The sequence below is a fragment of the Bradyrhizobium sp. 132 genome (genome assembly GCF_023074185.1).
In the GTDB taxonomy this organism is placed as follows: Bacteria; Pseudomonadota; Alphaproteobacteria; order Rhizobiales; family Xanthobacteraceae; genus Bradyrhizobium.
Window position 1 is genome coordinate 458,194 of record NZ_JADPKY010000132.1, and the last position, 23,236, is coordinate 481,429.

The following is a 23,236-nucleotide window of genomic DNA, read 5'->3' on the forward strand; positions in this document are numbered from 1 at the left end:
CAACATGCTCCCCGAATGGGTCTACCAACAGTGCCCCGATATTTCGGCAGTCCATCGCGAGGCGGCGGTCGCGCGGCAGGCGCAATTGACGAAACCGGCCGGCGCGCTCGGACGGCTCGAGCAGCTCGCGATCGAGCTTGCGGGCCTGCAAGCAACTGAGCAGCCGCGCGCGGCGCGGGTGCCGATCATCATCTTCGCCGGCGATCACGGCATTGTCGCGCAGGGCGTCTCGGCCTATCCGCAACAAGTGACCATCGCGATGCTGGCGAATTTTGCCTCCGGCGGCGCCGCGATCTCGGTGCTTGCGCGTGAACTGGGATCAAACCTGGAGGTCGTCGACGCCGGCACGCTGGCGCAGCAGGAGATGGCGGGAATCGTTACCGACAAGCCGCGTAGCGGCACGCGGGATTTCAGCGTCGAAGCTGCGCTCACCCCCGCGGAGCTGGCGTTTGCCTTCGAAGCCGGTCAGCGCGCAGTTGCTCGCGCCGCGGCCAGCAAGCCCGATCTTCTGATCTTCGGTGAGATGGGCATCGGCAATACCACGACATCGGCGGCGATTGCGGCGAGCCTGCTCGGCATGGGTGCCGAGGAGATCGCGGGCAGCGGAACCGGCGTCGACGCGGCCGGCCGTGCGCACAAGGCGCGGGTGATCAACGCTGCGATTGCACACCATGGCGTTGCGGGCGCTTCGCCCGAGAAAATCTTGTGCGCCGTCGGCGGCCTCGAAATCGCAGCCATCTGCGGCGCCATCATTGCGGCTGCGCAGCGCCGCATCCCTGTGCTGCTCGATGGCTTCATCGTGTCGGTGGCGGCGCTGGCGGCGACGCGGCTCAACCCCTCTTGCCAGCCATTCTTGTTGTCATCGCATCAATCGGCGGAGCAGGGGCACCGGCTGGTGCTGCGCGCGCTGAACGTGCAACCGCTGATCAGCCTCGATCTCAGGCTCGGCGAAGGATCGGGCGGGGCCATCGCGCTGCCATTGGTGCGATCCGCCTGTGCTCTCCACAACGGCATGGCGACCTTTGCGCAGGCCAATGTGCCGGATCGTCCGGCCTGATCAAAGCATCCGCTGGTTGACGGAGACGACGCGCCAGCCGGTCGTGAGCCGGTCGATCCGGGTCAGCGACAGCGGATCGATGACGAAGCGCAGGGCCGCTTGAGGCGTCAGATCCAGCGCGATGCACAGCGCCGCGCGGATGGTGCCGGAATGCACGACGAGCGTGGCCGATCCGGCTCCGATCCGCGAGAGCCCCAGCCGGACGCGCGTGACCTGATCCTCAAAGCTTTCGCCGCCTGGCGGCCGTCCGCGCCCTGGATCGTTCCAGAACTGCGCATAGGAGTCTCCTCCGGTCGCTGCGAGATCTTCATGCCGACGACCGGTCCAGGCACCGAAATCCTGCTCGCTGAATTCGCCCACCAACTCGGGTTCTAGCCCCAGCGCGCGGGCCGTCTCGACGGTGCGCCGCGACGGGCTCGCAAAGCTCGTGGCGTTCTGCGGCAGACGCTGCCGCAGCGCCTCCAACTGCGCGCGATCGCCGAGATCGGCCGGCGCATCGGCTGCATGGATCGTCCCGGCGATCCCGTCGACGGGCGCATGCCGCATCAGCCAGAGGAAGGTCTCGCCTTCCATGCTTATCTCCAAGGAAGTTGGTCGTTGTGGCAATAACGCCTGCTGGCACATTGACTCTGTCTGGATCGTAATCCTAGATGCTCGTGACGGTTTCCCCGAGAGGGGATGAAAAGGGAATGCGGTGCGGGGACTTTGTCCCCAATGCCGTGGCTGCCCCCGCAACTGTAAGCGGCGAATCTTGCGTCACGAGCCACTGGGTATCTCGGTCCCGGGAAGGCGATGCAAGGTAGTGACCCGCGAGCCAGGAGACCTGCCGTCAGCCGTGGTCACACGCGAAGATGTCGGTCGGGGAGTACAGACATTCGGCTTCATCGGAAGGCTGACAAGCCAAGGTGAGACCTCGTTCGCTGTGACGTGCCACTGACGTCATACCGAGGTCTGAACCATGTTTTCCGTCCATGCCACCCGGCTGCGCAAATTCCTTGCGTCCGCTGCGCTCACATCCCTTGCCGTCCTTGATCTGCCCGCCGCGATGGCGCAGTCGGTTCGCGAACCTCTGCCGCCCGTCGAGATATCGCCCGCTCATCCCCGCAAGCTGGCCAGGCCGGCCGCCCGGGAAGGGCAGAGCCCACGCCGCGCAGTAGTTCGCCGGCCGGCGACTGCATCCGCAGCGCCCAAGCCTGTCGTGCCGACCGCAGCGGCGCAAACGTCGCTCAACACCAATGCAGTCGCCGAGAGCGCCTCGCGTCTCGGTCTGACCGTGCGGGAGATCCCCGCCACCGTCGAGGTGATTTCAGCGAAAACTATGCGCGAGCAGGGCTATCGCACAGTTTCCGAGGTTGCGCAGGGCGCCGTCGGCGTCACCTCAGGGGATAACCCGGCCGAGCCCGCGGCGTTCTCGATGCGCGGCTTCACCAACAGCCAGATCAACATGCTCTACAACGGCATCAAGATCGGTCCGCAGAACATGACTTCGCGGATCATGGACACGGCCAATCTCGAAGCAGTGGAATTCCTGAAAGGTCCGGCCTCGCTGATCTCGGGCGAAGGTGCCGCCGGTGGCGCGATCAACACCGTTACCAAGCAGCCGCACACCGGACCAATCCGGAACGAAGCCGATTTCTTCTCGGACTCGCTGAACTCGTTCGGCGCGCATTACGGTTCGGGCGGCAGCACCAACGTACAGGGACTCGACTATCGCTTCGATGTCAGCCGTGCTTCGCTCAACGGCTTTGCCGACGACACCAACACCAAGACGCTCGACGTCTCCGGCCAGCTTAACTACCGCATTTCGGACAGTCTCAAGATCTGGGGCGCGATCGAGTATCGGGAAGACCGTTCGAAAGCCTATTGGGGTGCACCGCTGGTGCCGATCGCCTTTAGCGGCTCGCATGCGACGACGGGGATCGTTTCGGGCAATTACTTCAACAGGACTGATCTTGGGGCTGTCACCATCGACGACCGCACTTTCAACACCAACTACAACGTCCTCGACAATCGAAACGTGGCGCAGGAGGTGTGGCTGCGCGGTGGCTTCGAGCTGAGGCTTGCGCCTGACCTGACGCTGAAAAGCCAGGCCTATGGTTATGGTGCGGAGCGCACCTGGTTCAACAATGAGATCGAGGCGTTCGATTCCACGACGAACAGGGTGTATCGCGAGCGCTTTTATGTCGCGCACAGCCAGCGCCTTGTCGGCAACATCACCGACTTGATCTGGGATGCCAACATCGCCGGCTTCGACAACCGCTTGGTCACGACGCTTTCGTCGAGTTATCTCGACTTCGTCAGGCCGGGCGCGGCAAACTTCCCGAACGACGATGTCTCGCTGGTCAATCCCGACCGCGGCTATTACGGCCTGCTCACGACCAAGCAGCAGACCGCCCGCATCGACAACGAGGCACTGTCGTTCGAGGACCGGCTGAAGTTGACGCGCAGCTTCGCGCTGGTCGGCGGCCTCCGCGTCGAGCATATCGGGCTCGACCGCAACTCGACCGACAAGACCGGGCTGGAGAACGCGAACTTCCCGTTCTCGAAATCCTGGGTCCCGACAACGGGGCGTATCGGTTACACGTGGGAAGCCGTTCCGGGTCTGACCTTCTTCAGCCAGTACGCCACCGGCGCCGACATCGCCGCCAACAACATCTTCCTGCTCAATCCGACCGATCCGCTCAACCTGACCACTGCGCGCACCTATGAGACCGGCGTCAAGCACCTGTTCTGGGACAACCGGGCAGAGTGGTCGTTCTCGGCATATGACATCCTGCGCAAGAACGTCTATGCCGCGGCCGGCGGCATGCAGCTCAATCTCGCCGGGCGGCAGGAGTCGAAGGGTGTGGAGCTGGCGGCATCCGTGCGGCCGATCGAGCCTCTGCGTCTCTGGGGCAACATCGCCTATGTCGATGCGCGCTATGCCGATTACAATTTTGTCGGCGGCTCGTTTTCCGGCAATACGCCGCCGAATGTGCCGCGCATCGTCGCGAACGCCGGTGCCTCCTGGCGCCTCTTCACGGCCTGGCCGGTGGAGCTCGGCATCACCGGCCGCCACGTCGGCGACCGCTACAACACCGATGCCAACGTCGTGACGATGAAGGCCTACACCGTCGCGGACGTCTACGCCTTCGTCGACATTCCCAAAACGGTGTTCGATGCGCTCGACCAGGCCCGCCTGACCTTCCGCGTGCGCAACATCGCCGACAAGCGTTATGCGATCTGGGGCGATCCGTTCTATCCCGACCAGATCCTCCTGGGCGCGCCGCGCACCTATGAGATCTCGGCTGCGTTCAAATGGTAGGATGCTGACCATGATGAGCGTGATCGTCCTGCTGCATCGATGGCTCGGGATCGCGTTCTGCCTGCTGTTTGCGATGTGGTTCGCGACGGGAATCGTGATGCACTTCGTTCCGTTTCCGTCGCTGACGGAAGCGGAACGCTTTGCCGGACTGGCGCCGGTGGATCGCGCAGAGGTGAGGATCGCGGTTGCCGATGCGGTGACCGCGAGCGGAATCGGGGATGCGACGCGCGTTCGCCTGATCCAGCGCAGCGACGGACCGGTCTATATCGTCTCGGCGCCATCGCGTGCAGGCGCAGTCCGCGCCTCCGATGGGGGCGACGCGTCGGTCGCGTCTTCCGACATTGCACTGGCTATTGCGCGAGATCACGCTCGCAGCCGTGGACTCGATGCCGCGCGGGCCGCGATTGTCGCGCGCGCGGACTATGACCAATGGAGCGTGCCGAACGGCTTTGACCGCCATCGGCCGTTGTTTCGCATTGCTCTCGGCGACGCTGCCGCAACGGAGGTCTACGTCTCCTCGCTCACCGGCGTGATCGTTTTGGATACGACGCGCAGCGAGCGCGGCTGGAATCTCGTCGGCAGCGTGCTGCACTGGATCTATCCAACGATCCTGCGAAGCAACTGGTGGCTGTGGGATCGCGTGGTCTGGACCTTGTCGTTGCTGGCCCTGATCGCAGCTTTGCTTGGCGCTGTGCTCGGCCTTACGCGGATCAAGCTTCGCGGAGGTCTGATCGGCTCACCCTATCGTGGCTGGCATGCCCTGCATCATCTCATCGGACTCGCGGCGACGGTCTTCGTGCTGACATGGATTTTCAGTGGCTGGCTCTCCATGGATCACGGGCGGCTGTTCTCGCGCGGGCAACTGACCTCGGCAGAAGCCGGCGTGATGAACGCTTCACCGAATTGGGAGGCGGCCTCATCGCTCGATCGGCAGCCAATATCGCTGTCGGCCCGTGAAATCGAATGGTTTGCCTTCAATGGCAATCTCTATCGGCGGGATCGGATGGGCCTTGCCAACCAGACCTTGATCGAGGCAGGCGACGCGCCCCGCGATAGATCAACGGGATTTCTGGATGCGCACGCGCTCCAGGGGCTGACCGCGCGCCTCGCGGCCGGCTGCGGCGTACCGTCCGTACTTGCCGACAGCGACGACTATCCCGCGCAGTCCACCGTCCCGGGTGCCCCGGTCTATCGGTCGCGCTGCGGCGACCTCTGGTTCGACATCGACGGCGCCGACGGCAATTTGCTGCAAAGGCTGGATTCGTCGCGGCGGGCTTATCGCTGGTTCTACGGCGCGCTGCACACGCTGGATTTTCCCGCCCTGATGGCGCATCCACGTCTACGTGAAGTCCTGATTGTCGGACTGTGTATGTTGGGACTGGTGTTCTCGGTCACCGGGATCGTCATCGGCTGGCGCCGGTTGCGGTTCTCATTGTCAGTCCGAGCTATTGGGCCGGGCCGCAGCGGCCGAAACGCATAGCCGGGGACTTGCGCGTCCGGCCGAATTCTCGAAACATGGGGCCATCAAGTGACGGAGACCCCTGGAAACGGTCGAGGAGCACATTCCGGCGCTGGTGAAGCAGGGGCATGGATCAATCAAGATTCTCATGACCTACGACCGGCTCAAGGTCGACGACGATCCACCATCACAGCAGTTTTGCTCCAAAATTTCGTTCCGGATCCATGTCCGCCACGAGCCGGCCGGTGGGCTTGGCAAGCAAAAACAACCTCGTTCTACTGTGCATGGGGTTGGTTTCGCGTTTTTGGTTTTGCCCGCCCTCAGCCTTGGCGGCGCAGGAATCCGGTGATCGTGACCTTTTCCCAGATGCCGGCCGCCGCAAACGGATCGGCTCGGTTGAAGGCTTCGACTTCGCTGCGCCCGGGCGCCTCGATCAGGAACAGGCTGCCGATCATCCTCTCGCCGTCGTCGGAGACGAGCGGCCCTGACATCACGATCTTGACGCCGAAGCGCGAGGTGTCGCTCAGGAAGGATTTATGGGCATCGTAATTGGCGAGCCGCGTCGGCAGCGCGCCAGTGCGGTCGATGGCGTGAATGGCGAACAGCATCATGTCTCCGTTTCCTGCTCGGATTCTTGGGACGGCCGCGACGGCGGCCGTCCATGTTTGTCTTGATGGATACGCTTACTTGCCGCCGAGCTTGCCGGCTTCTTCGAAAGTCGGGCAGTTGCGCTGCTCCAGCGGCACGTCGAACGGCTGGTAATTGTCCTTGGTGATGACGGTCGGCTTCAGCACGATCTCGGCGATGACGGGCTGGTTGCGCAAGGATCGGATCGCCATCATGGTGCCGAGGCATCCCTGGAAAAATCCGTTGTAGTCGCCGCTCGCGAGCAGCTTGCCGGACTTGATCGCGTCGATCGCTTCCTTGGTGCCATTGATGCCGATCACCTGCGCCTTGCGGTTGGCGCCGTCGAGCGCCTCGATCGCGCCGACGGCCATGGCGTCGTTGGCGGCGAGCACGCCGTCGATCTGCGCGTTTGACTGCATCAAATTCTCCATCACCTGGAGCGCCTGGAGCCGCTGATAATTGCCGGGCTGCGAGGCCAGCAGTTTTGCGCCGGCGTTTTCCTTCAGCGCGTCATTGAAACCGCGGACGCGGTCGACATTGGTCAGCGAGCCCTTGACGCCCTCGATGATGACGATGTTGCCCTTGCCGCCCAGCGTCTTGAGCAGGAAGCGCGCGGTCTCGAGGCCGAGGCTGTAATCGTCGGCGCCGACGAAGGAGACGAACTTGCCGCCGGCGGAGCGGTCGGTGATGTTGACGACGGGGATCTTGGCTTCGTTGATCTTCTCGACCCCCGGCACCATTGCCTTGTAATCGACCGGCGTGAAGACGATGGCGCTCGGCTTCTTCACCACGACATCTTCGATCTGGCTGAGCTGCTCGGGAATGCTGTCAGGCTTGGTCGGAATGTACTGCAGCGTCTTCGCGTTCAGCGTCTTCGCCATGTTGTCGGCGCCGACCCGCACCGTCTGGAAGAACGGGTTGGTCTGGTTCTTGGTGAAGACGGCGATGGTCTCGCCGTCGGCACGAACTTCGGTGGTGAGTGCGGCCGCCATCAGCAGCGGCAGCGCCAAATAACACGACGGGTAACCCAATTTCTTATTCATGTTTCCTCCATCCCTCATTTTGCTTGTTGGAACTCCAGAACTCATTGCGCGCGGCGGCGGGTCTTCATGTCGAGCCAGACCGCGAGAATGACGATGATGCCGGTGACGAGCGGCTGCCAGTTGGCGCTGACCGACAACAGGTTCATGCCGTTCAGCACCAGCGTCAGGATCAGCGCGCCGATAAAGGTGCCGAAGACAGTGCCGACGCCGCCGAACAGCGAGGTGCCGCCGATCAGCACGGCCGCGATCGCGGGCAGCGTCAGGCTTTCGCCGATGTCGGCTTCGGCCGAATTAAGCCGCGACAGGAAGATGATCGAGGCGAGCCCCGCCATGGTGCCTGATACCGCGTAGACCAGCAGCAGGCGGCGCGCGACCGGAATGCCGGAGAGCCGTGCCGCGACCGGATTGGCGCCGATCGCATAGATCTCCTGACCCCAGATCGTTCGCTGCGCAAACAGCGTTCCGATCCCGAGGAACACCAGCAGCAGGTAGACCGGGATCGGCAGGCCGAACAGATAGCCGCTGCCGATCTGGCGGAAGCCCGCCGGGAAGCCGTGCAGGGTCTCGCCCGCCATGTACCAATAGGTGAGGCCGTTCAGCACCCAGAGCATGCCGTAGGTGGCAATGAAGGAGGGGATGCGCAGCGCCGTGACCATGACGCCGTTGAGGAGCCCAACGATGCCGCCGCAGGCAAGCCCGGTGAGGATGCCGAGCGCGGGCGAGCCGGTCTTGTGGATCACGGTGCCGGCGATGCAGGCCGACAGCGCGACGTTGGCGCCGACGGAGAGATCGAGACCGGCAGTCAGCACCACCAGCGTCAAACCCGAAGCGATGAAGAAGGTCAGGCTCGCCTGCCTGAGCACATTAAGGATGTTGCCGAGGCTCAGGAACGAGTCGCTGAGCACCGCCAGCACCGCGCAGATCAGCAGTGCCGCGAGCAGGCGATAGAATACCTGGATCGCATCCTGCGACAGGAACGAGCGCGGCGGCGCGATGGCGTCTTTGCTGATGTCGGTCATGCGCGGCTCCGAAGGCCGTCGAGGAACAGCGCGACGATGACGAGGACGCCGACGCTTGCGACCTGCACCGAGGACGGCATCGAGATCAGGTTAAGCCCATTGCGTAAGACACCAACCGAGACGACACCGAGCACGGTGCCGAGAAGCCAGCCATTGCCGCGCTCGAACGAGGTGCCGCCGACCGCAACGGCGGCGATCGCATCGAATTCGAGACCGAGGCCCGCGGTCGGGTGACCCGAGTTCATCCGCGCTGTCATCAGCAGGCCGGCGATGCCGGCCATGGCGCCACCTATCGCGTAGACCGCGATCAGCAGCCGGTTCGGCGAGAGGCCGGCATAGCGCAGCGCCTCCCGGTTGCCGCCGAGTGCGAAGATGTAGGTGCCGAAGCGGGTGTGATAGAGCAGGCCGTGGAACGCCGCATAGGTCACCAGCGCCATCACGATCGGCACCGGAATGCCCAGCAGCGTCGCCGAATAGATGTCGCGCACGCTGTGGGGAATGCCGACCACGCTCTGGCCGTCACTGACGATCAGCGACAGGCCTTGCGCCATGCCGAGGGTGCCGAGCGTCGCGACGAAGGGCGGGATGCCGAGGATGGCGACCAGCCAGCCGTTGACGGTGCCGAAGGCCGCGCCGACCAGCAGGCCGGCGCCGAGGCCCAGCAGCATCGAGTGGGTAGCGAGCGACACGATGGCGACGCAGAGCGAGGTCAGCGTCAGCACCGCGCCCATCGACAGGTCAAGCCCCTCGGTCATGATGATCAGCGTCATCGGCAGCGCGAGCATGGTCAGGATGGTCGACTGCACCAGCACGTTGGAGAGGTTGGCGACGGACAGGAAGCCGGGCGCGATGGCGCCAAACACCGCGATCAGAAGCACCAGCACGACGGCGACGCCGGGAATGCGTTGCAGTGGATTGGACTGTGAAACGACCGCGGCCTCACGCATGATGCATCCCCAGTCGCACGATGTTCTCCTCGGTGAGCTCGCTGCGCGTCAGGTGCCCGGCGATGCGCCCCTCGCGCATCACATAGGCGCGGTCGCAGACATGGCAGATCTCGACCTGCTCGGACGAGATCATCAGCGCCGCCGCGCCTTCCGCGACAAGGCGATCGATCAGGGCAAAGATTTCAGACTTGGCACCGATGTCGATGCCCCGGGTCGGCTCGTCGAAGATGAAGAGCTTCGAGCCGGCGGCGAGCCATTTGCCGATCACGACCTTCTGCTGGTTGCCGCCGGAAAGAAGGCCGACGGTCTGGCGTGCGCTTGGCGTCGCGATGCGCAGCTGCCGGATCAAGCCGTCGGAGGTGCGCTGCGCGCCACGCTGGTCGAACAGGCCGCTCGGGAACAGCTTTCGCAGCGCCGATACCACCAGATTGTCACTGACCGACCGCAGCAGCGCGAGGCCCTCGCTCTTGCGGCTCTCCGGGATCAGCGCGATGCCGCGGCGGGCGGCAAGATCCGGTTCGCCGGACATAGCCTTGCCGTCGAAGAGGATCTCGCCTGAGCTCACGGGATCGGCGCCGAAGATGGCGCGCGCGACCTCGCTGCGGCCCGAGCCGACCAGGCCGCACAGGCCGACGATCTCGCCCCGGCGCACCTCGATATTGATGTCCGAGATTCCGGTAGAGGCGCTCAGTCCCTTGATCTCGAGCAGCAGCTCGCCGGGCTTGTCGGAAAAGTTACGCGGATAGGTCATGTTCACGTTGCGACCGACCATCATGCGGACGAGCTGGTCCGGCGTGACGTCGGCAGGGCGAACGCCGTCGATGCGGCGGCCGTCGCGCAGCACCGTGATGCGGTCGCCGAGCGCGAACACCTCGGCCATGCGGTGCGAGATGTAGACGATGGAGACGCCGTCGGCCTTCAGCCGCGCGATCAGCGCGAACAGCAACTCCGTCTCGCGGTCTGACAGCGCCGCGGTCGGCTCGTCCATCACGAGGATGCGGGCGTTCTGGCTGATCGCTTTCGCGATCTCGACCATCTGCTGCTGCGCCACCCCTAACTTGTCGACAATGGTGGAGGGATTGATCTCAAACCCGATCATGCCAAGCACGTGCCTGGCGTCGGCGAGGATCTTGCGTCGATCGATCGTGCCGGGAATGCGCCCCCGCGGCTCGCGGCCGAGGAAGATATTCTGGGCGATATCGAGATGGGGGACGAGCGAGAATTCCTGAAAGATCACGGCAATGCCGAGCTTCTGCGCATCCGCAGTAGAGTTGATCGCGACCGGCTCGCCCTTGTAGTAGAACTCGCCGGCATCGGCGCGGTAGGCGCCGCATAGCACCTTCATCAGGCTCGACTTGCCGGCGCCATTTTCGCCAAGCAACATATGGACTTCCCCGGGGAAGACGGCAAAGGACACGTCGTCGAGTGCCTTGACGCCGGGGAATTCCTTGCTGATGCCGCGCAGCTCCAGCAGCGGGGCAGGTGAGGTGGGTTCAATGGCCAATGCGGCGGTGCTCATGCGCGCGCTCCGCTTGCGAAGATCTTTCCGGGATTCATCAGGCCGTTGGGGTCGAGTGCCTGCTTGATCGACCGCATCACATCGACGGCCTCGCCGAGCTCGTCAGCGAGATAGTCGATCTTGCCGAGCCCGATGCCGTGCTCGCCGGTGCAGGTGCCGTCCATGGCGATGGCGCGGGCGACCATGCGGGCCTGGAGCGCCTTGGCGCCTTCGACTTCCTCCGGCTGTGCCGGGTCGATCAGGATCAGCATGTGGAAATTGCCGTCGCCGACGTGGCCGACGATGGGCGCCGTAAAACCGTGCTCGTCCGCGTCGCGCCGGGTTTCGGTCAGGCATTCCGCCAGCCGCGAGATCGGCACGCAGACATCCGTGATCACAGCACGCGCGCCGGGGCGTAAGCCGAGGCCCGCATAGAGCGTGTTGTCGCGGGCGTGCCAGAGCCGGCTGCGATCCTCCGGCGCTTTCGCCCAGGCAAAACCATGGCCGCCATGGTCGGAGGCAATGGCCTGCGCGGCCTCGGCCTGCTCGGCGACGGAGGTCTCGGAGCCGTGGAATTCGAAGAACAGGGTCGGGGCTTCGCGATAGCCGAGTTTTGCGTAGGCGTTGATACCGCGCATCATGACGTCGTCGAGCAGCTCGATACGCGCCACGGGGATCGCCGACTGGACCACGGAGATTGCGGTGTCGACGGCCTCGTGCAGGGTGTCGAAGCTGCACACCGCGGCCGAGATCGCCTGCGGCACCGGATGCACCTTCAGCGTGATCTCGGTGATGATTCCGAGCGTGCCCTCGGCGCCGACGAACATCCGCGTCAGATCATAGCCGGCGGCCGACTTGCGCGCGCGCCTGGCGGTCCGGATCACGCGGCCGTCGGCGAGCACCACCTCCAGCGCCATGACGTTGTCCTTCATGGTGCCGTAGCGCACCGCCATGGTGCCGGAGGCGCGCGTGGACGTCATGCCGCCGATCGAGGCGTCGGCGCCGGGATCGATCGGAAAGAAAAGTCCGGTGCCGCGCAGTTCCGCATTGAGCTGCTTCCGGGTGATTCCCGGCTGCACCACGACATCCATGTCGCTCTCGTGCACCGTCAGCACCTTGTTCATGCGCGCGAAGTCGAAGCAGACGCCGCCGGCGACCGCGGCCGCATTGCCTTCGAGCGAGGTGCCGGCGCCGAACGGCACGATGGGCATATTCGCACCGGCGCACAGCTTGACGATTTCGGCGACTTCCTGCGTGGTTTCAGGGAAGACGACGATGTCGGGCGGCAGGTTGCGATAATGCGACTCGCTCTGCCCATGCTGATCGAGCACGCCACGCGCGACGCTCGCGCGCAGGCCGATCATGCCCGTGAGGCGATCGGCCAATATGCTCGTGCTGACCCGCGGTCCCATCCTTGCTCCCTGTCTGCGCCTGTTGCCGGACTCTTGTCTGGTCCGCCGTCGTTCAGCTTAAGCGGCTCTTGCGCTGCTCGCGACCTGCTTCAGGCCGAAATCATAGTTGAGATGAAAATACTCGCTGTCCACCATGCGACCATCCGGCGCACGGCCGGGCGGGCAGCGCACAAATTCCCGGATCAGGCTGTCCTTGACGCCGAACACCACGTCAGAGTCGAGATATTGGTCGCCGGCGACGAACACATGGGTCACGAGCTGCTCGAAGCCGGGCGCCGAGATCATGAAATGCACATGCGCGGGACGCCAGGGATGGCGGCCCTGGACCTCCAGCATGTCGCCGACCGGGCCGTCATGCGGGATCGGATACGCCGCAGGCTTGATCGACCAGAAATTGAAGCGGCCATTCTGGTCGGTGTGGAAGCGCCCGCGCATCGCGAGATCGCCGATCTTGTCGAGCTGCTGCACGTCGTAATAGCCATCATCGTCGGAATGCCAGACGTCCACGACGGCGCCGGCAAGCGGCCGTCCGTCGACGGTCGAGACCGAGCCGGTCACCAGCATCGGATCGCCCTCCATCGGACCGGAGATATCAGCGCCGTTGTTTTTCTCGGGCGAGGCCTGCACGAAGAACGGGCCGAGTACCGTGGTTTCGGTCGCGCCTTCCGGCACCGGATGGTTGATGGCGTCGACCAGCATGGAGACGCCGAGCGTATCCGACAGCAGGATGAACTCCTGGCGCTTGTCGTCGCACATGTGGCCGGTGCGGGTCAGGAAGTCGATGCCGTAGTCCCATTCCTTCTGGGTCGGTCGCACCTCGCGGACGAAGGCATGAAGGTGGCGCACCAGCGCCTCGCTGACCTGCTTGATCCGCGGATCGGTCGCGCCTGCGATCCGCTCCAGCACCGCGTCGGTGATCGTGTTCTCGTTGAAGTTACGCATGTGTGCCTCCGCCGATCAGAGCTTGGGTTCGCCAAGCCCGGACAGCCGTTCCAGATGCTTGACGGTCGCGATGAAATCAGTGTCGCCGTCGCCCTGCGCCACCAGCGAGCCATAGGTTTCGCGCACTTGAGCCGCGAGCTGAAGCGGAACGCCGACGGCGTGGCCGGCGCCGAGGATCAGATCGAGATCCTTGGCCATCTGCTTGCAGGAGAAAGTCGAGTCGAAATCGCGGTTACGCAACGGCGCGGTCTTGTACTTCACCATCGGTGAGGCGACCGCGCTGTCATCGAGAACTTTCAGAATATCCTGCCAGCCGATGCCGCCCTTGCGCGCCAGCGCCAGGCTCTCCGCCATCATGGCGGCCGACACCGCGATCATCAGATTGACCGCAAGCTTCGCATATCGCGCTTCCTCGCCGGGCCCGAGATAGGTCTGGGCGCGGGTGAAGGCGGCGAACAGCGGCTTTGCGTTTTCGTAGGCGTCCTTCGGGCCCGAGACGAAGCAGCTCAGCGCGCCGGTGTGAACGATGCTGGCGTTGCCCGAGACCGGCGCCCGCAGATAGGCAATGCCGCGCGCCTGCGCGGCGATTGCAACTTCCGTGGAGGCTTCGACGCTCACGGTGCTGGTCTCGATCAATACGGCTGCCGGCGCTATTGCGGCGATGAGACCGGTCGGGCCGAGCATCGCGCCGCGCAACGCCGTGTCGTCCGGCAGCGACGTGACGATCGCGGCCTTGCCGCGCACGGCCTCGGCCGGTGAAGCGGCAATCGAGATGCCTTGCGCGCGCGCCTCGCTGAGCCGTGCGTCGCTCCGGTCGAACGCGGTCACGGCGTAACCGGCCTTGGCGACGAGCACCGACATCGGCAGGCCCATCTTGCCGATCCCGATGAAAGCGATGTTCTCTAGCGCGTCTGTCATTGTTGTTGTCCTTGACGCCCTCAGGCGGCGTGTCCCTGTCGTTCGATGTCGTGCACCAGCCGCCGGCCGGATTGCACGAGCAGTTGCTTTTTTGCCTCCAGACCGTCGGCCAGCAGCCGCCCATTCCGCTTCTTCCACACGCCGCCGATCATCACGGCCTCGATATTGGCGAGGCTCGTCTGCATCACGACCGCTGCGACGGGATCGTGCACCGGGACGAGGTTGAGATCGCTGGCATTGATGATGACGAGGTCGGCGAGCTTGCCCGGCGTCAGCGAGCCGATCTGGTTCTCGCGGCCGAGCATGCGCGCGCCTTCCGTCGTGATCCAGCGTAGCGCCTCGCGGACGGGGATCGTGGTCGTCGCCGGAATGGTGCCGCTGGCCTTTCGCGACTCGGCGTTGTCGAGCGATCGCTGCGTCGAGAGCGCAACGCGCGCAGCGGAGAAGAGATCGCCGGCAAGCACGGATTCCAGATCGATGCCGATGGTCGGCCGCACCCCGCGCTTGAGCAGCCGTCCAGTGATCGGAAAGCCATGGCCCTGGATCATCTCGTTCTCCGGCGTCACCGAGAAGGACACGCCGAGGTCGACCATCCGGTCCAGCAGATCGTCCGGCAGATCGTTGCCATGGACGATGTTGATTCCGGCGCCGACGAGGCCGGCCTCGGTCAGCTTCTCCCAGCCATCAGGCGTCTTCGCGGGACCGCCGCCCTGATGCATCGATGCGATCAGGTTGAGCTCCCGCGCCATGCGGAAATCGTGCATGGCGACGTCGAGCGTCGAATAATGCGGGCCGAGGATCGCGAGCCCAAGCGTGACGAGGCCGTCGCGATCGGCGAGGGGCCCCGCCAGCAGCCGCTCGACCTCGCGGCGTGGATGCGGCACCTCCGAGAAGTGCCGCTCGCCCGGTTTGGGCTCGGGCTTTGGCGAACCGTGGAAGAAGGCAGCGCGGATGCCGCTCTCGATCAGGCCGCGCACCGCAGCGTCGGTGTGATCTGGCGTCGGATTGTTGTGGCACCAGTCGACCAGCGTGGTGGTGCCTTGGTTGATCTGGTTCAACGCGCCGACCAAGGTCGCGATATAGATGTCCTCGGGCCGGAAGACCGTTGCGAGCCCGGCATGCATGCGGCGGAAATATTCCAGCAGCGTCCAGTTGGCGGCATAGCCGCGCAGCGCCGTCTGCCAGGTGTGCATATGCGCGTTGATCAGGCCGGGGATGACGATGCGCCCCTCGGCCTCGACGATCTCGGTGTCGCTGCCGACGTCGATCGATGGGCGCACGTCGACGATGCGGTTGCGCTCGATCAGCACGTCGCCAGTGCTGAAATCGCCGATCGCATCATCCATGCTGATGATGACCGCGGATTTGATCAGCGTGCGCCGCATGGAATCAAGCCACCGCTTTGACGTCGGCGGGCGGCTCGCCGGCCCAGGCGCGTGCGATCAGGTCGCGGATGGCGTTGCGCTCGAGCGGCCGCGGGTTCCAGTAGGCGTTGGTGACGGCCAGGTCGGCAGCCTTGTCGATGCCGCCTTCGGGCATGCCGATGTCGCGTAGTGCAAGCTTTGCACCTAGCCGCTTTGCGAGATCGTAGAGCCCGCGCGACGCATCGGCAGTACCGATCGCGCGCGAGATGCGTGCCATCGCATCGGGCACGGCCGGCGCGTTGTAGGCCAGCGCATGCGGCAGCACGATGGTGTGGGTTTCGGCATGCGGCAAATCGAAGGTGCCGCCGAGCGTGTGGCAGAGCTTGTGATGAAGCGCCATGCCGACGGTGCCGAGACAGACGCCGCATAGCCAGGCGCCATAGAGCGCTTCGGTGCGGGCCTCGCGGTCGTCACTCTTGGCGGCGATGGCGGGCAGGGCACGTGCCAGCGCGCGAATGCCTTCTTCCGCCATCAGCGACGTGACCGGATTGGTGTCGCGCGCATAGAGCGCCTCGACTGCATGTGCGATCGCATTGATGCCCGAGGTCGCAGCCAGGCTCGCCGGCAGCGTCAAAGTGAGATCGACATCGTAGATCACGGTCTCCGGCAGGATGGCGGCGTCGCGTACGGTGGTCTTCAGGCCGTTCTCGGTCTGGCCGACGATCGGCGTCATCTCCGAACCTGCATAGGTTGTGGGAATGCAGAGCTGGTTCACACCCGTGCGTAAGGCGAGCGCCTTGCCGAGGCCCGTGGTCGATCCGCCGCCGAGCGAAACGACGCAGTCGGCCTCGCATGCCTTCATCTCGGCGAGCGCCCGCTCCGTGACCTCGACCGGCGTATGCATGGTCGCGCCCGGAAAGATGCCGGCATAGAGCGAGCCGAGTGCCGCGCCCAGGCTCTTGCCTTGCGCCTCCTGCTGCGGCGTCGTCAGCACCAGTGCGCGCTTGCCGCCGAGCCGCTCGACCTCGGCTTTGGCCGAGGCCAGCGTTCCGCTGCCGAACACGACGCGGCAGGGCAGGTTTTCAAAGGTGAACGTACCGATCATGCGCCGGTCTCTTTGATGGGATAATCGACCTGGAAGCGCCCGATCCGCAAGTCGCCCAGCGCCTCGCGCACCCGCAAATGTTCCGGGTGGGTGGCGTAGGCCTGGAGCGAGGCGTGGTCGGTGAATTCGGAGAACAGGACGACGTCGCAGGCGTAGTCGACATCGCTGACATCCACGCCGACCTCGATATGGGTGAGGCCGTCGATCCTGCCGCGCAGCCCCTCGAACAGGGTTTTGACCTTGATCCGGGCGGCGGAACGCTCCGCTGGCGTCTCCCCGCGCAGCCGCCACATCACGATGTGCCTGATCGGGCCCGACATTTCCCTGTTTCCTCGCCTGCTATCTTGCTTGTGTTGGCGCCATTTTGACTTGCGGGATGCGGAAATAAAGACCAATAATCGCAAGTCTCTTTTTCTATTTGCGAAAAAATGGACCGCTTGCTCCAACTCGAAGTGTTTGCCAAGACGGCCGAACTCGGCAGCCTGTCCAAAGCTGCCGAAGCCCTGCGGATGTCGAATGCTGCCGCGAGCCGCCACCTCAGCGCGCTCGAGGAGCGGCTTGCGGTCCGGCTGATCGAGCGCAACACCCGCCGGCTGTGGTTGACGGAGGCGGGGCAGGAGCTGCTGGAGCGCTCCAGCCGGGTCTTGAGCGAATTGGCGGAGGCCGAGGACATCGTCAGCGACCGCGCGCTGTCGCCGCAAGGCACACTGCGGGTCACGAGCTCGCTGTCCTTTGCTGTGATCTATCTGGCGCCGATGCTGCCGGCCTTCCGCGCGCGCTATCCGAAGCTCAACATGCAGATCACCACCGCCAATCGGTACTCCGATTTCATCGAGGCCGGCATCGACGTGGCGATCAGGACGCGCGAGCAGGAGCCGGATTCGAACATCATCGTCCGCCGCATCGGCCAGATGCGGCGCGTGCTTGCTGCTGCGCCCTCGTATCTCGCAAGCTGTGGCGAGCCGAAACAGCTCGCCGATCTCGCGCGCCACAACATGCCGGTCTACAATCTCGCCAACGATCCTTATTCGCTGCGGCTGCGCAAGGGCAACGGCGCGCAGACTGTCCGCATCACGCCGACGCTCGACAGCAATGACGGCCAAGTCATCCGCGGCGCCGCACTGGCAGGGCTCGGCATTCTCATCCAGCCGCTCTACATCGTGCAAAGCGATATCGCGGCGGGTCGTCTCGTCCCGGTTCTGATGGACTGGGAGCTGCCGCTGCTGACGATGAACATCGCTTACCAGAACCGTGCCGGACTGCCCGCCAAGATCAGGGTCTTTTCCGACTTTCTGGTCACCCACATCCGCGAGCATTCGCAGCCGGGGATCTGGATCGACGCGGCGAAGTGAGACGAACGCTTTGAGTTTCGACCGCCATGATCCGGCAGTTGTTGGCGAGCCGATCGATCAGTGTGCCGAGTTTGCGCTGGTCCGCGGCGACAAAACGCGCGATGGAAATTTGCTCGTGAAGGCGCGGGTCTTGGGTTGGACACGCGATCCGTCGATCACCTCGAGCCGGCCGCAGCTGTTCAAGGTGTGCAGCTTCCTGCCGGGCCAGGCCGGTCCGGGCCTCAGGGAGTGGCGGACGATCTGCTTGAACGTCGTCGGTGACAACTCGACGATTTCCGCCAAGGCGAGCGCTGCCCCGTATCCGCCAGCACAATCCTGGACCGGTCGCCACAATCGGTCATTGACGGTAATGAAATTCCCCGCAGGTCGCGTGCTCGCGCGGTCGATCAGGACGGGGTTGCTGGCATGCGGCAACCACGGGCCCATGAGGTGCTCGGCGTAATAGATCGCCAGCGAATCCGAATACCCGCCGGTGCCGTCGCGCCAGGCCCCGAACAGATAGTTCAAGCCGTTGTGCCGCGTGATCGTCGCATCAGCCAGTTCGAAGCCCGAAAGGAGCGTCGCGTGCCGTTCCCATTTGTCCGGAAACCGAACGCATTTATAGATGGCGACGTCCCCATTGGTCGAACTCTCCGGGATCATCCACAACGCACCATCGTCCTCGTTGAGGAACGGATAGGAGAGGTGCCAAGGCTCCTCCAGCACGGGGACGACCTCTCCGACGGGGCCGGCGTCGTTGAACTCGATCGCCGACACGATGCCTTTTCCAACCCGGTGGTCGAGATCTTCAAAGAAGACGAATGTTCGCCCCTGCCACGTGATCGGGAACGGATCGGCGTAGAAGTGGTTTCCGGGATCTGCAAGGACGTTCCAGCCTGGGCCGGAGAGATCTCCGGTCTGCCAGACGCCTGCACCATCATTGAAGCGCCATCCGACATGCCAATGCGGGGCATAGCAGCAGAGGCGATAGATCTCCTTGGCGATCGATACGGCGAGGCCGCGCGCGACGTACGCCGCTGGCGGGCGGCCGTAGCCGGCTCGGGCCGGGCGTGCCAGCTGCGGCACGATGCGCGGTCTTCCCGACAGGATGGCCGCCACCATGGTCAGGGTTCGCGCCATGACCGTTTCGAGGCCGCCGCTCAGACCGGCCGCGATTTCGGCGGAGGGGTGGCCGCGATCGAGGACTGCACCGTCGACCTCGTCCACGATTTCGATCACCGGCAGGTCGCCGGCGAGAATGGCGGCAAGGGCTGCGTTTTCGCCTGCGGCTCCGTTGAACAGCGGGCGGAGATACTGCCGGGCGGAGCAGTTCGGATCCCGCGCGGCGCCGGTGAAATCGACGATCATGTCGGCCGTGCCGGCGCGAGCCTGCATCCGTTCCGGACTGATCTTCAGCCTGTCGGCGCCGCTGTGCTTGCCCTTGTGCAACACCAAACGTTCGAGCTCAAACAGCGCGTCGAGACCGGTGGGGCGCGGCTCGGCCGTTGCCGTCCATGCGATCTGAACCGGTACATCCCGGCCGTCGACCGACAGCGTCTCGCGGCCCATCCACCGCCGCGCATGCTCAGTTTCACAGCGAAACTCGATGATCATGTCGAGCCAATCCATTTCAATGCGACCCGGTCAAATGACCTGGCCGAGAATTCGAACGTATTCGTCCACCATGGCATCCACCGAATAGCGCAGCTTCAGGCCTTTGGCGTTTTGTCGCAGTTCGTCGCTCAGTTGTTGGTCCGTCAGCAGCCTGGAGACGGCCGCCGACAGCTTCGTATGATCGGAAGCATCGACGAACAGCGCCGTCGGCTTTCCTTCAACGGACAACACCTCGCGCAAGACCGGAAGATCGGTGACGACCGAGGGAACGCCTGCGTTCGCGGCTTCCACAGCGGCCAGACCGAAGGTCTCTGCCTGGGTCGGAAATACAAACACGTCGAGAGCGGCGAGAAAATCCGCCATCTGCCGCGGGGTGATTTCGCCGAGCAGATGCAGCCTGTCCGAGACTTTCAACTCATCAGCCAACTGCCTCAGCCGGGCCTCGTCGGCTCCCTGGCCGGCCAGTGCGAGGTGCCAGGATGGTTGATCCGGCAACAGGCGTATCGCCGCATCGAGCCGCTTGTGCGGGTGCAATCTTGCTGCGCAGCCGAGCAGGATGGCATCCGGTGGCAGATTGAATTTCTGTCGTGCAGCTTGCTTCGACAGGGTGAGGGCCTTGTCGTCGAAGCCGTGCGGGACATGCACCATGCGCGACCGATAAGCCCTCGGGTAGCGCGAATACTCGCGCTGCATGTCCAGCGAGTTCAGCGTGATGCGGTCGAAGAAGCCGAGGCTTCCCATGACGATGTCGGCCGCACGGACCGGCCAGCTCATCGACAGCGCCGATGAAACCTGATTGGCGATAACGGGCGCGCGGCAGACGAGGCGCGCCACGCCGGCGCCGATGACATTGCCGAAGTGCTGAAACGTCAGAACGGCGTCGGGCCTGGTGGCTCTGATATGGCGGCCGAGCGTCCACAGCAGTTGCAGCAGTGCCAGCGGATGTCCCGGCCGGTGCGATGCGCAATAAACCGTATCAGGCGGCTCATCGAACGAATCCGACTTGCGGAAGAAAAACAGATTGGTGACCCGGTAGCCCCGCGCGGTCAGCCCGGCGCCAAGCAGTCGCGAGATCTCCTGCGCACCGGCGTTCTCGGCCTGGGTCTGTACGAGAAGGACGTGCAGCTTTCGTCCGCTGCTCTCGGGCGGCGGGAGTGCCGTCGCAGCCGTCTCGCCCAACGCCTTGTTTGGCTGGTAATGGAGCACGGATCCCGACCCACTGATGAAACGAAATGTTCACCTTCTTGACTCCGTAGCTACCATGCGGGCATCGCGCGGACACCGACTAGCAATAAACGGAGTTAATGCGCGGCCTGCCGGAAGGGCACCGTTCGCGAGAGAATTCCGCCGGTTCCCAACCAAATGAAGCGAGCGCGTTAACCAATTGGTCATGGTCGGATGAGGCGCGGGTAACCGCGGATTAACCATAGATATTTACGTTGGAGGAGGCCACTGAACAGTGTTCGCCAGTTGAATCCGAGTAAAATCCATGACGTTCGGTCGCCGTGCAGACCCGACAAGTTCCGGATCGACCGGTGTCGCCGCGTCGTGGCTGACTCGAAATGCGTCGAACGGCGAGGCTCGTGAAACCGCCGCACGCTCTGGCGGTGCGCTCACGGCCGCGGGTGCGCTCTCCTTCTTGCGGGACAACGCTCGCCGCATCCTGACGTTCGCAGTCGCGATTTTTGCCCTCGGCGTCGTCGTTCTCCTGGTGATTCCGGTTCGGTACGCAGCGACCGCGCTGGTCGTGGTCGATCCCCGCGAGCAACGCGTGACCACCGAGCAGGACGTTCTGCCGGGTATCGGGCAGGATAGCGCCGCGCTGCAAAGCCTGGTCGAAGTGGCGAAGTCCGACGGCTTTCTGAAGCCGCTGATCGAGCAGCTCAAGATTCGCGACGACGAAGACATTTCCGGGGGACACACCGACCCCGCGCGCCTGCTCGAGAGATTCCGCAACCGCCTCGACATTTCCCGTCGCGGACTGACCTATGTCATCGCCATCCGCTTCACCTCGAGCCGGCCGGAGCGGGCGGCCTACTACGCCAATGCGATCGCCGAGGCGTTCGTCGCCAGCCAGGGCCGCAGCCGCACCGATGCGACCGACGAGGCCGCCGACTGGCTCAGTGGCCGGCTCAAATCATTGAACGAACGGTTGAAGACGTCAGAGGACGCCGTGGCCACGTTCAAGCTCGAGCACAGGATCGTCAACGCGGGCAAGGATTCCACCACCCAGCAATTGCGGGTCACCGAACTGTCGCAGCAGGTTGCCGCTGCGCGCGCCCGGACCGAAGAGGCGAAGGCCCGCTACGAGCAGGCGCAGCGCGACGTGAAGGCGAATGTAGAGAGCCCCGTCAAGCAGGATCTCCTGAGCGCTCTGCGCGCACAGCGGTCGGCGCTCAATGACCAGATTGCGCAGAAGCGGGCGGTATTCGGCGATCGCCATCCCGACCTCGTCATGTCGTACAGCCAGTTGACCGATCTGAACAGGCAGATCGAGGTCGAGCGGACCAAGGGCGTCGACACCGCAAAATCGGAATACGAGGCCCAGCGTGAGCAGCAGAAGGCGCTGGAAGGCCAGATGAAGGCGGCGGAATCGCAGCTTCTGGTCGACGGTCAGGCTCTGGTCCGGCTCCAGGAGCTGCAGCGCGACGCCGAGGCCAACAGAAACATCTACGAGCAGTTCCTCTCGCGCTCCAAGACGACGAACGAGCAGCGCCTGTTGCAGAGCTCTCAGACCAAGGTTGCGTCGTCCGCCATTCCGCCGCTGCGCTCAACCCTGCCACCGCTGTCTTTGCTGCTCGCTGCTCTCGCGATCGGTTCGCTGCTGACATCGACGGCGGTCGTCGCCGCCACGGGACGCGGATCGGACAAATCCGCTCCTGATATCCGCGACCCCGAACCGGCTCCGCGCCAGCCCGCGACCTGGTCACGTCCGCCCGTGTGGGCCCGCATTCCCGACCTGACGCCCGGCGAAGTCCCCAGAAACATCTGGCAAGGGCCGGTGTCCGCGACCACCGAACTCGATCTCAGTCCCCATCTGCGTCCGTTGCTGGAGCGGCTGGAGAAGGTGCCGGGACCTCGTGGCAAGGTCGTCTTCGTGATGTCGGTCGGCAAGCGGGCCGGCGGCAACACCGTCGCGCGGTCGCTGAACCGATGGGCCGTGAACACGGGGAAGCTGAGCGTCCTGATCCGGGTCGAGCCGGACCTCGGCGGTGCCGGGGCTGGCCTCGCCAACGGCCAGGCCGACGGCATGACCACCGCGGACTTTCGCAGCGTCGACGAGCTCCTGGGCGCCGGCAAGAAGCCCGAGCCACAGCCCGCGGACGATATTCGTTCGGAGTTCGATCTGATCGTCGTCCACGCCACCTCTCTGGCCTTGCAGCCGGAGGCGGGGGCGCTGGCGGCTCACGCCGATCTTGTCGTCCTGGTCGCTCGCGAAGACGCGGTCGATTCAGCCGCAATGCGCAGGGCTATTGCTGCGCTCTCCCGGTTTGTCGGTGTGCCGACCGGCGTCGTCGTCAACCGTGTGCCGACGGACTCGTCGGCGTCCCGTCGCGGCGAAGTGCTGGGGCTGGCCGGTTGACGCCACGCGGCAA

Annotated in this window: 20 protein-coding genes and 1 riboswitch; of the genes, 6 read left to right on the top strand and 14 right to left on the bottom strand. The window is 64.5% G+C overall.

The window, feature by feature from the left end:
* The first annotated feature begins 4 nt into the window (after nt 1-4).
* On the top strand, nt 5-1,057 hold the full coding sequence (gene cobT / locus IVA74_RS30005; protein ID WP_247350189.1) for a nicotinate-nucleotide--dimethylbenzimidazole phosphoribosyltransferase: 1,053 nt from the start codon (nt 5-7) through the stop codon (nt 1,055-1,057).
* Here cobT and IVA74_RS30010 read toward each other — a convergent pair whose 3' ends face one another.
* The gene (locus tag IVA74_RS30010) at nt 1,058-1,630 is read right to left on the bottom strand and encodes a histidine phosphatase family protein (protein WP_247350191.1); all 573 of its coding nucleotides are present in this window, start codon (nt 1,628-1,630) and stop codon (nt 1,058-1,060) included.
* Nucleotides 1,631-1,700: 70 nt separating this feature from the next.
* Nucleotides 1,701-1,903: riboswitch (cobalamin riboswitch) on the top strand.
* A gap of 112 nt (nt 1,904-2,015) precedes the next feature.
* On the opposite strand from IVA74_RS30010, the gene IVA74_RS30015 reads away from it, so the two are divergent.
* The 3 genes from IVA74_RS30015 to IVA74_RS30025 all read left to right on the top strand — a co-directional run bounded on the left by IVA74_RS30015 (nt 2,016) and on the right by IVA74_RS30025 (nt 6,169).
* A complete protein-coding gene (locus IVA74_RS30015; protein ID WP_247350193.1) occupies nt 2,016-4,361 on the top strand; it encodes a TonB-dependent receptor in 2,346 nt (781 codons plus the stop codon).
* A gap of 10 nt (nt 4,362-4,371) precedes the next feature.
* Entirely contained in the window at nt 4,372-5,841 is a 1,470-nt protein-coding gene (locus IVA74_RS30020; RefSeq protein ID WP_247350195.1) for a PepSY domain-containing protein, read from the top strand.
* A gap of 127 nt (nt 5,842-5,968) precedes the next feature.
* Nucleotides 5,969-6,169, top strand: coding sequence for a hypothetical protein (locus IVA74_RS30025; protein ID WP_247350198.1), 201 nt, complete (start codon nt 5,969-5,971; stop codon nt 6,167-6,169).
* On the opposite strand, the gene IVA74_RS30030 is transcribed toward IVA74_RS30025, so the two are convergent.
* The 11 genes from IVA74_RS30030 to IVA74_RS30080 form a co-directional block, all read right to left on the bottom strand.
* Nucleotides 6,141-6,428 carry a YciI family protein gene (locus IVA74_RS30030; protein WP_247350275.1) on the bottom strand — a complete coding sequence of 96 codons (288 nt, stop codon included), beginning with the start codon at nt 6,426-6,428 and terminating at the stop codon, nt 6,141-6,143. The genes IVA74_RS30025 and IVA74_RS30030 overlap by 29 nt on opposite strands.
* 75 nt (nt 6,429-6,503) lie before the next feature.
* Nucleotides 6,504-7,490: a sugar ABC transporter substrate-binding protein gene (locus tag IVA74_RS30035; RefSeq protein WP_247350199.1), complete on the bottom strand. Its 987-nt coding sequence runs from the start codon at nt 7,488-7,490 to the stop codon at nt 6,504-6,506.
* A 41-nt stretch (nt 7,491-7,531) separates the two neighbouring features.
* Nucleotides 7,532-8,509 carry an ABC transporter permease gene (locus IVA74_RS30040; protein ID WP_027569272.1) on the bottom strand — a complete coding sequence of 326 codons (978 nt, stop codon included), beginning with the start codon at nt 8,507-8,509 and terminating at the stop codon, nt 7,532-7,534.
* On the bottom strand, nt 8,506-9,456 hold the full coding sequence (locus tag IVA74_RS30045; protein ID WP_247350201.1) for an ABC transporter permease: 951 nt from the start codon (nt 9,454-9,456) through the stop codon (nt 8,506-8,508). The genes IVA74_RS30040 and IVA74_RS30045 overlap by 4 nt, the downstream gene beginning before the upstream one ends.
* The gene (locus tag IVA74_RS30050; RefSeq protein WP_247350203.1) at nt 9,449-10,975 is read right to left on the bottom strand and encodes a sugar ABC transporter ATP-binding protein; all 1,527 of its coding nucleotides are present in this window, start codon (nt 10,973-10,975) and stop codon (nt 9,449-9,451) included. Before IVA74_RS30050 ends, IVA74_RS30045 begins: the two co-directional genes overlap by 8 nt.
* The gene (locus IVA74_RS30055) at nt 10,972-12,366 is read right to left on the bottom strand and encodes an FAD-linked oxidase C-terminal domain-containing protein (protein WP_247350205.1); all 1,395 of its coding nucleotides are present in this window, start codon (nt 12,364-12,366) and stop codon (nt 10,972-10,974) included. The genes IVA74_RS30050 and IVA74_RS30055 overlap by 4 nt, the downstream gene beginning before the upstream one ends.
* A 57-nt stretch (nt 12,367-12,423) precedes the next feature.
* Nucleotides 12,424-13,308, bottom strand: coding sequence for an intradiol ring-cleavage dioxygenase (locus IVA74_RS30060; RefSeq protein ID WP_247350207.1), 885 nt, complete (start codon nt 13,306-13,308; stop codon nt 12,424-12,426).
* Nucleotides 13,309-13,323: 15 nt separating this feature from the next.
* Nucleotides 13,324-14,226 carry an NAD(P)-dependent oxidoreductase gene (locus IVA74_RS30065; protein WP_247350208.1) on the bottom strand — a complete coding sequence of 301 codons (903 nt, stop codon included), beginning with the start codon at nt 14,224-14,226 and terminating at the stop codon, nt 13,324-13,326.
* Nucleotides 14,227-14,246: 20 nt separating this feature from the next.
* Nucleotides 14,247-15,611, bottom strand: coding sequence for an amidohydrolase family protein (locus IVA74_RS30070; protein ID WP_247350209.1), 1,365 nt, complete (start codon nt 15,609-15,611; stop codon nt 14,247-14,249).
* A 4-nt stretch (nt 15,612-15,615) separates the two neighbouring features.
* Nucleotides 15,616-16,695: a maleylacetate reductase gene (locus IVA74_RS30075; protein ID WP_247350210.1), complete on the bottom strand. Its 1,080-nt coding sequence runs from the start codon at nt 16,693-16,695 to the stop codon at nt 15,616-15,618.
* On the bottom strand, nt 16,692-17,015 hold the full coding sequence (locus IVA74_RS30080; protein ID WP_247350212.1) for a Dabb family protein: 324 nt from the start codon (nt 17,013-17,015) through the stop codon (nt 16,692-16,694). The genes IVA74_RS30075 and IVA74_RS30080 overlap by 4 nt, the downstream gene beginning before the upstream one ends.
* 108 nt (nt 17,016-17,123) lie before the next feature.
* Between IVA74_RS30080 and IVA74_RS30085 the strand changes: the two genes are divergently transcribed.
* Nucleotides 17,124-18,047: a LysR family transcriptional regulator gene (locus IVA74_RS30085; RefSeq protein ID WP_247350214.1), complete on the top strand. Its 924-nt coding sequence runs from the start codon at nt 17,124-17,126 to the stop codon at nt 18,045-18,047.
* Nucleotides 18,048-18,104: 57 nt separating this feature from the next.
* Here the strand turns inward: IVA74_RS30085 and IVA74_RS30090 are convergent, their stop codons facing one another.
* Both IVA74_RS30090 and IVA74_RS30095 read right to left on the bottom strand, forming a co-directional pair.
* Nucleotides 18,105-19,640, bottom strand: a complete 1,536-nt coding sequence (locus IVA74_RS30090; RefSeq protein ID WP_247350215.1) for a hypothetical protein — start codon at nt 19,638-19,640, stop codon at nt 18,105-18,107.
* Nucleotides 19,641-19,670: 30 nt separating this feature from the next.
* The gene (locus IVA74_RS30095) at nt 19,671-20,846 is read right to left on the bottom strand and encodes a glycosyltransferase family 4 protein (protein WP_247350216.1); all 1,176 of its coding nucleotides are present in this window, start codon (nt 20,844-20,846) and stop codon (nt 19,671-19,673) included.
* Nucleotides 20,847-21,129: 283 nt separating this feature from the next.
* Here IVA74_RS30095 and IVA74_RS30100 point away from each other — a divergent pair, with 283 nt between their 5' ends.
* Nucleotides 21,130-23,223 carry an exopolysaccharide transport family protein gene (locus tag IVA74_RS30100; RefSeq protein ID WP_247350218.1) on the top strand — a complete coding sequence of 698 codons (2,094 nt, stop codon included), beginning with the start codon at nt 21,130-21,132 and terminating at the stop codon, nt 23,221-23,223.
* The last annotated feature ends 13 nt before the right edge of the window (nt 23,224-23,236 follow it).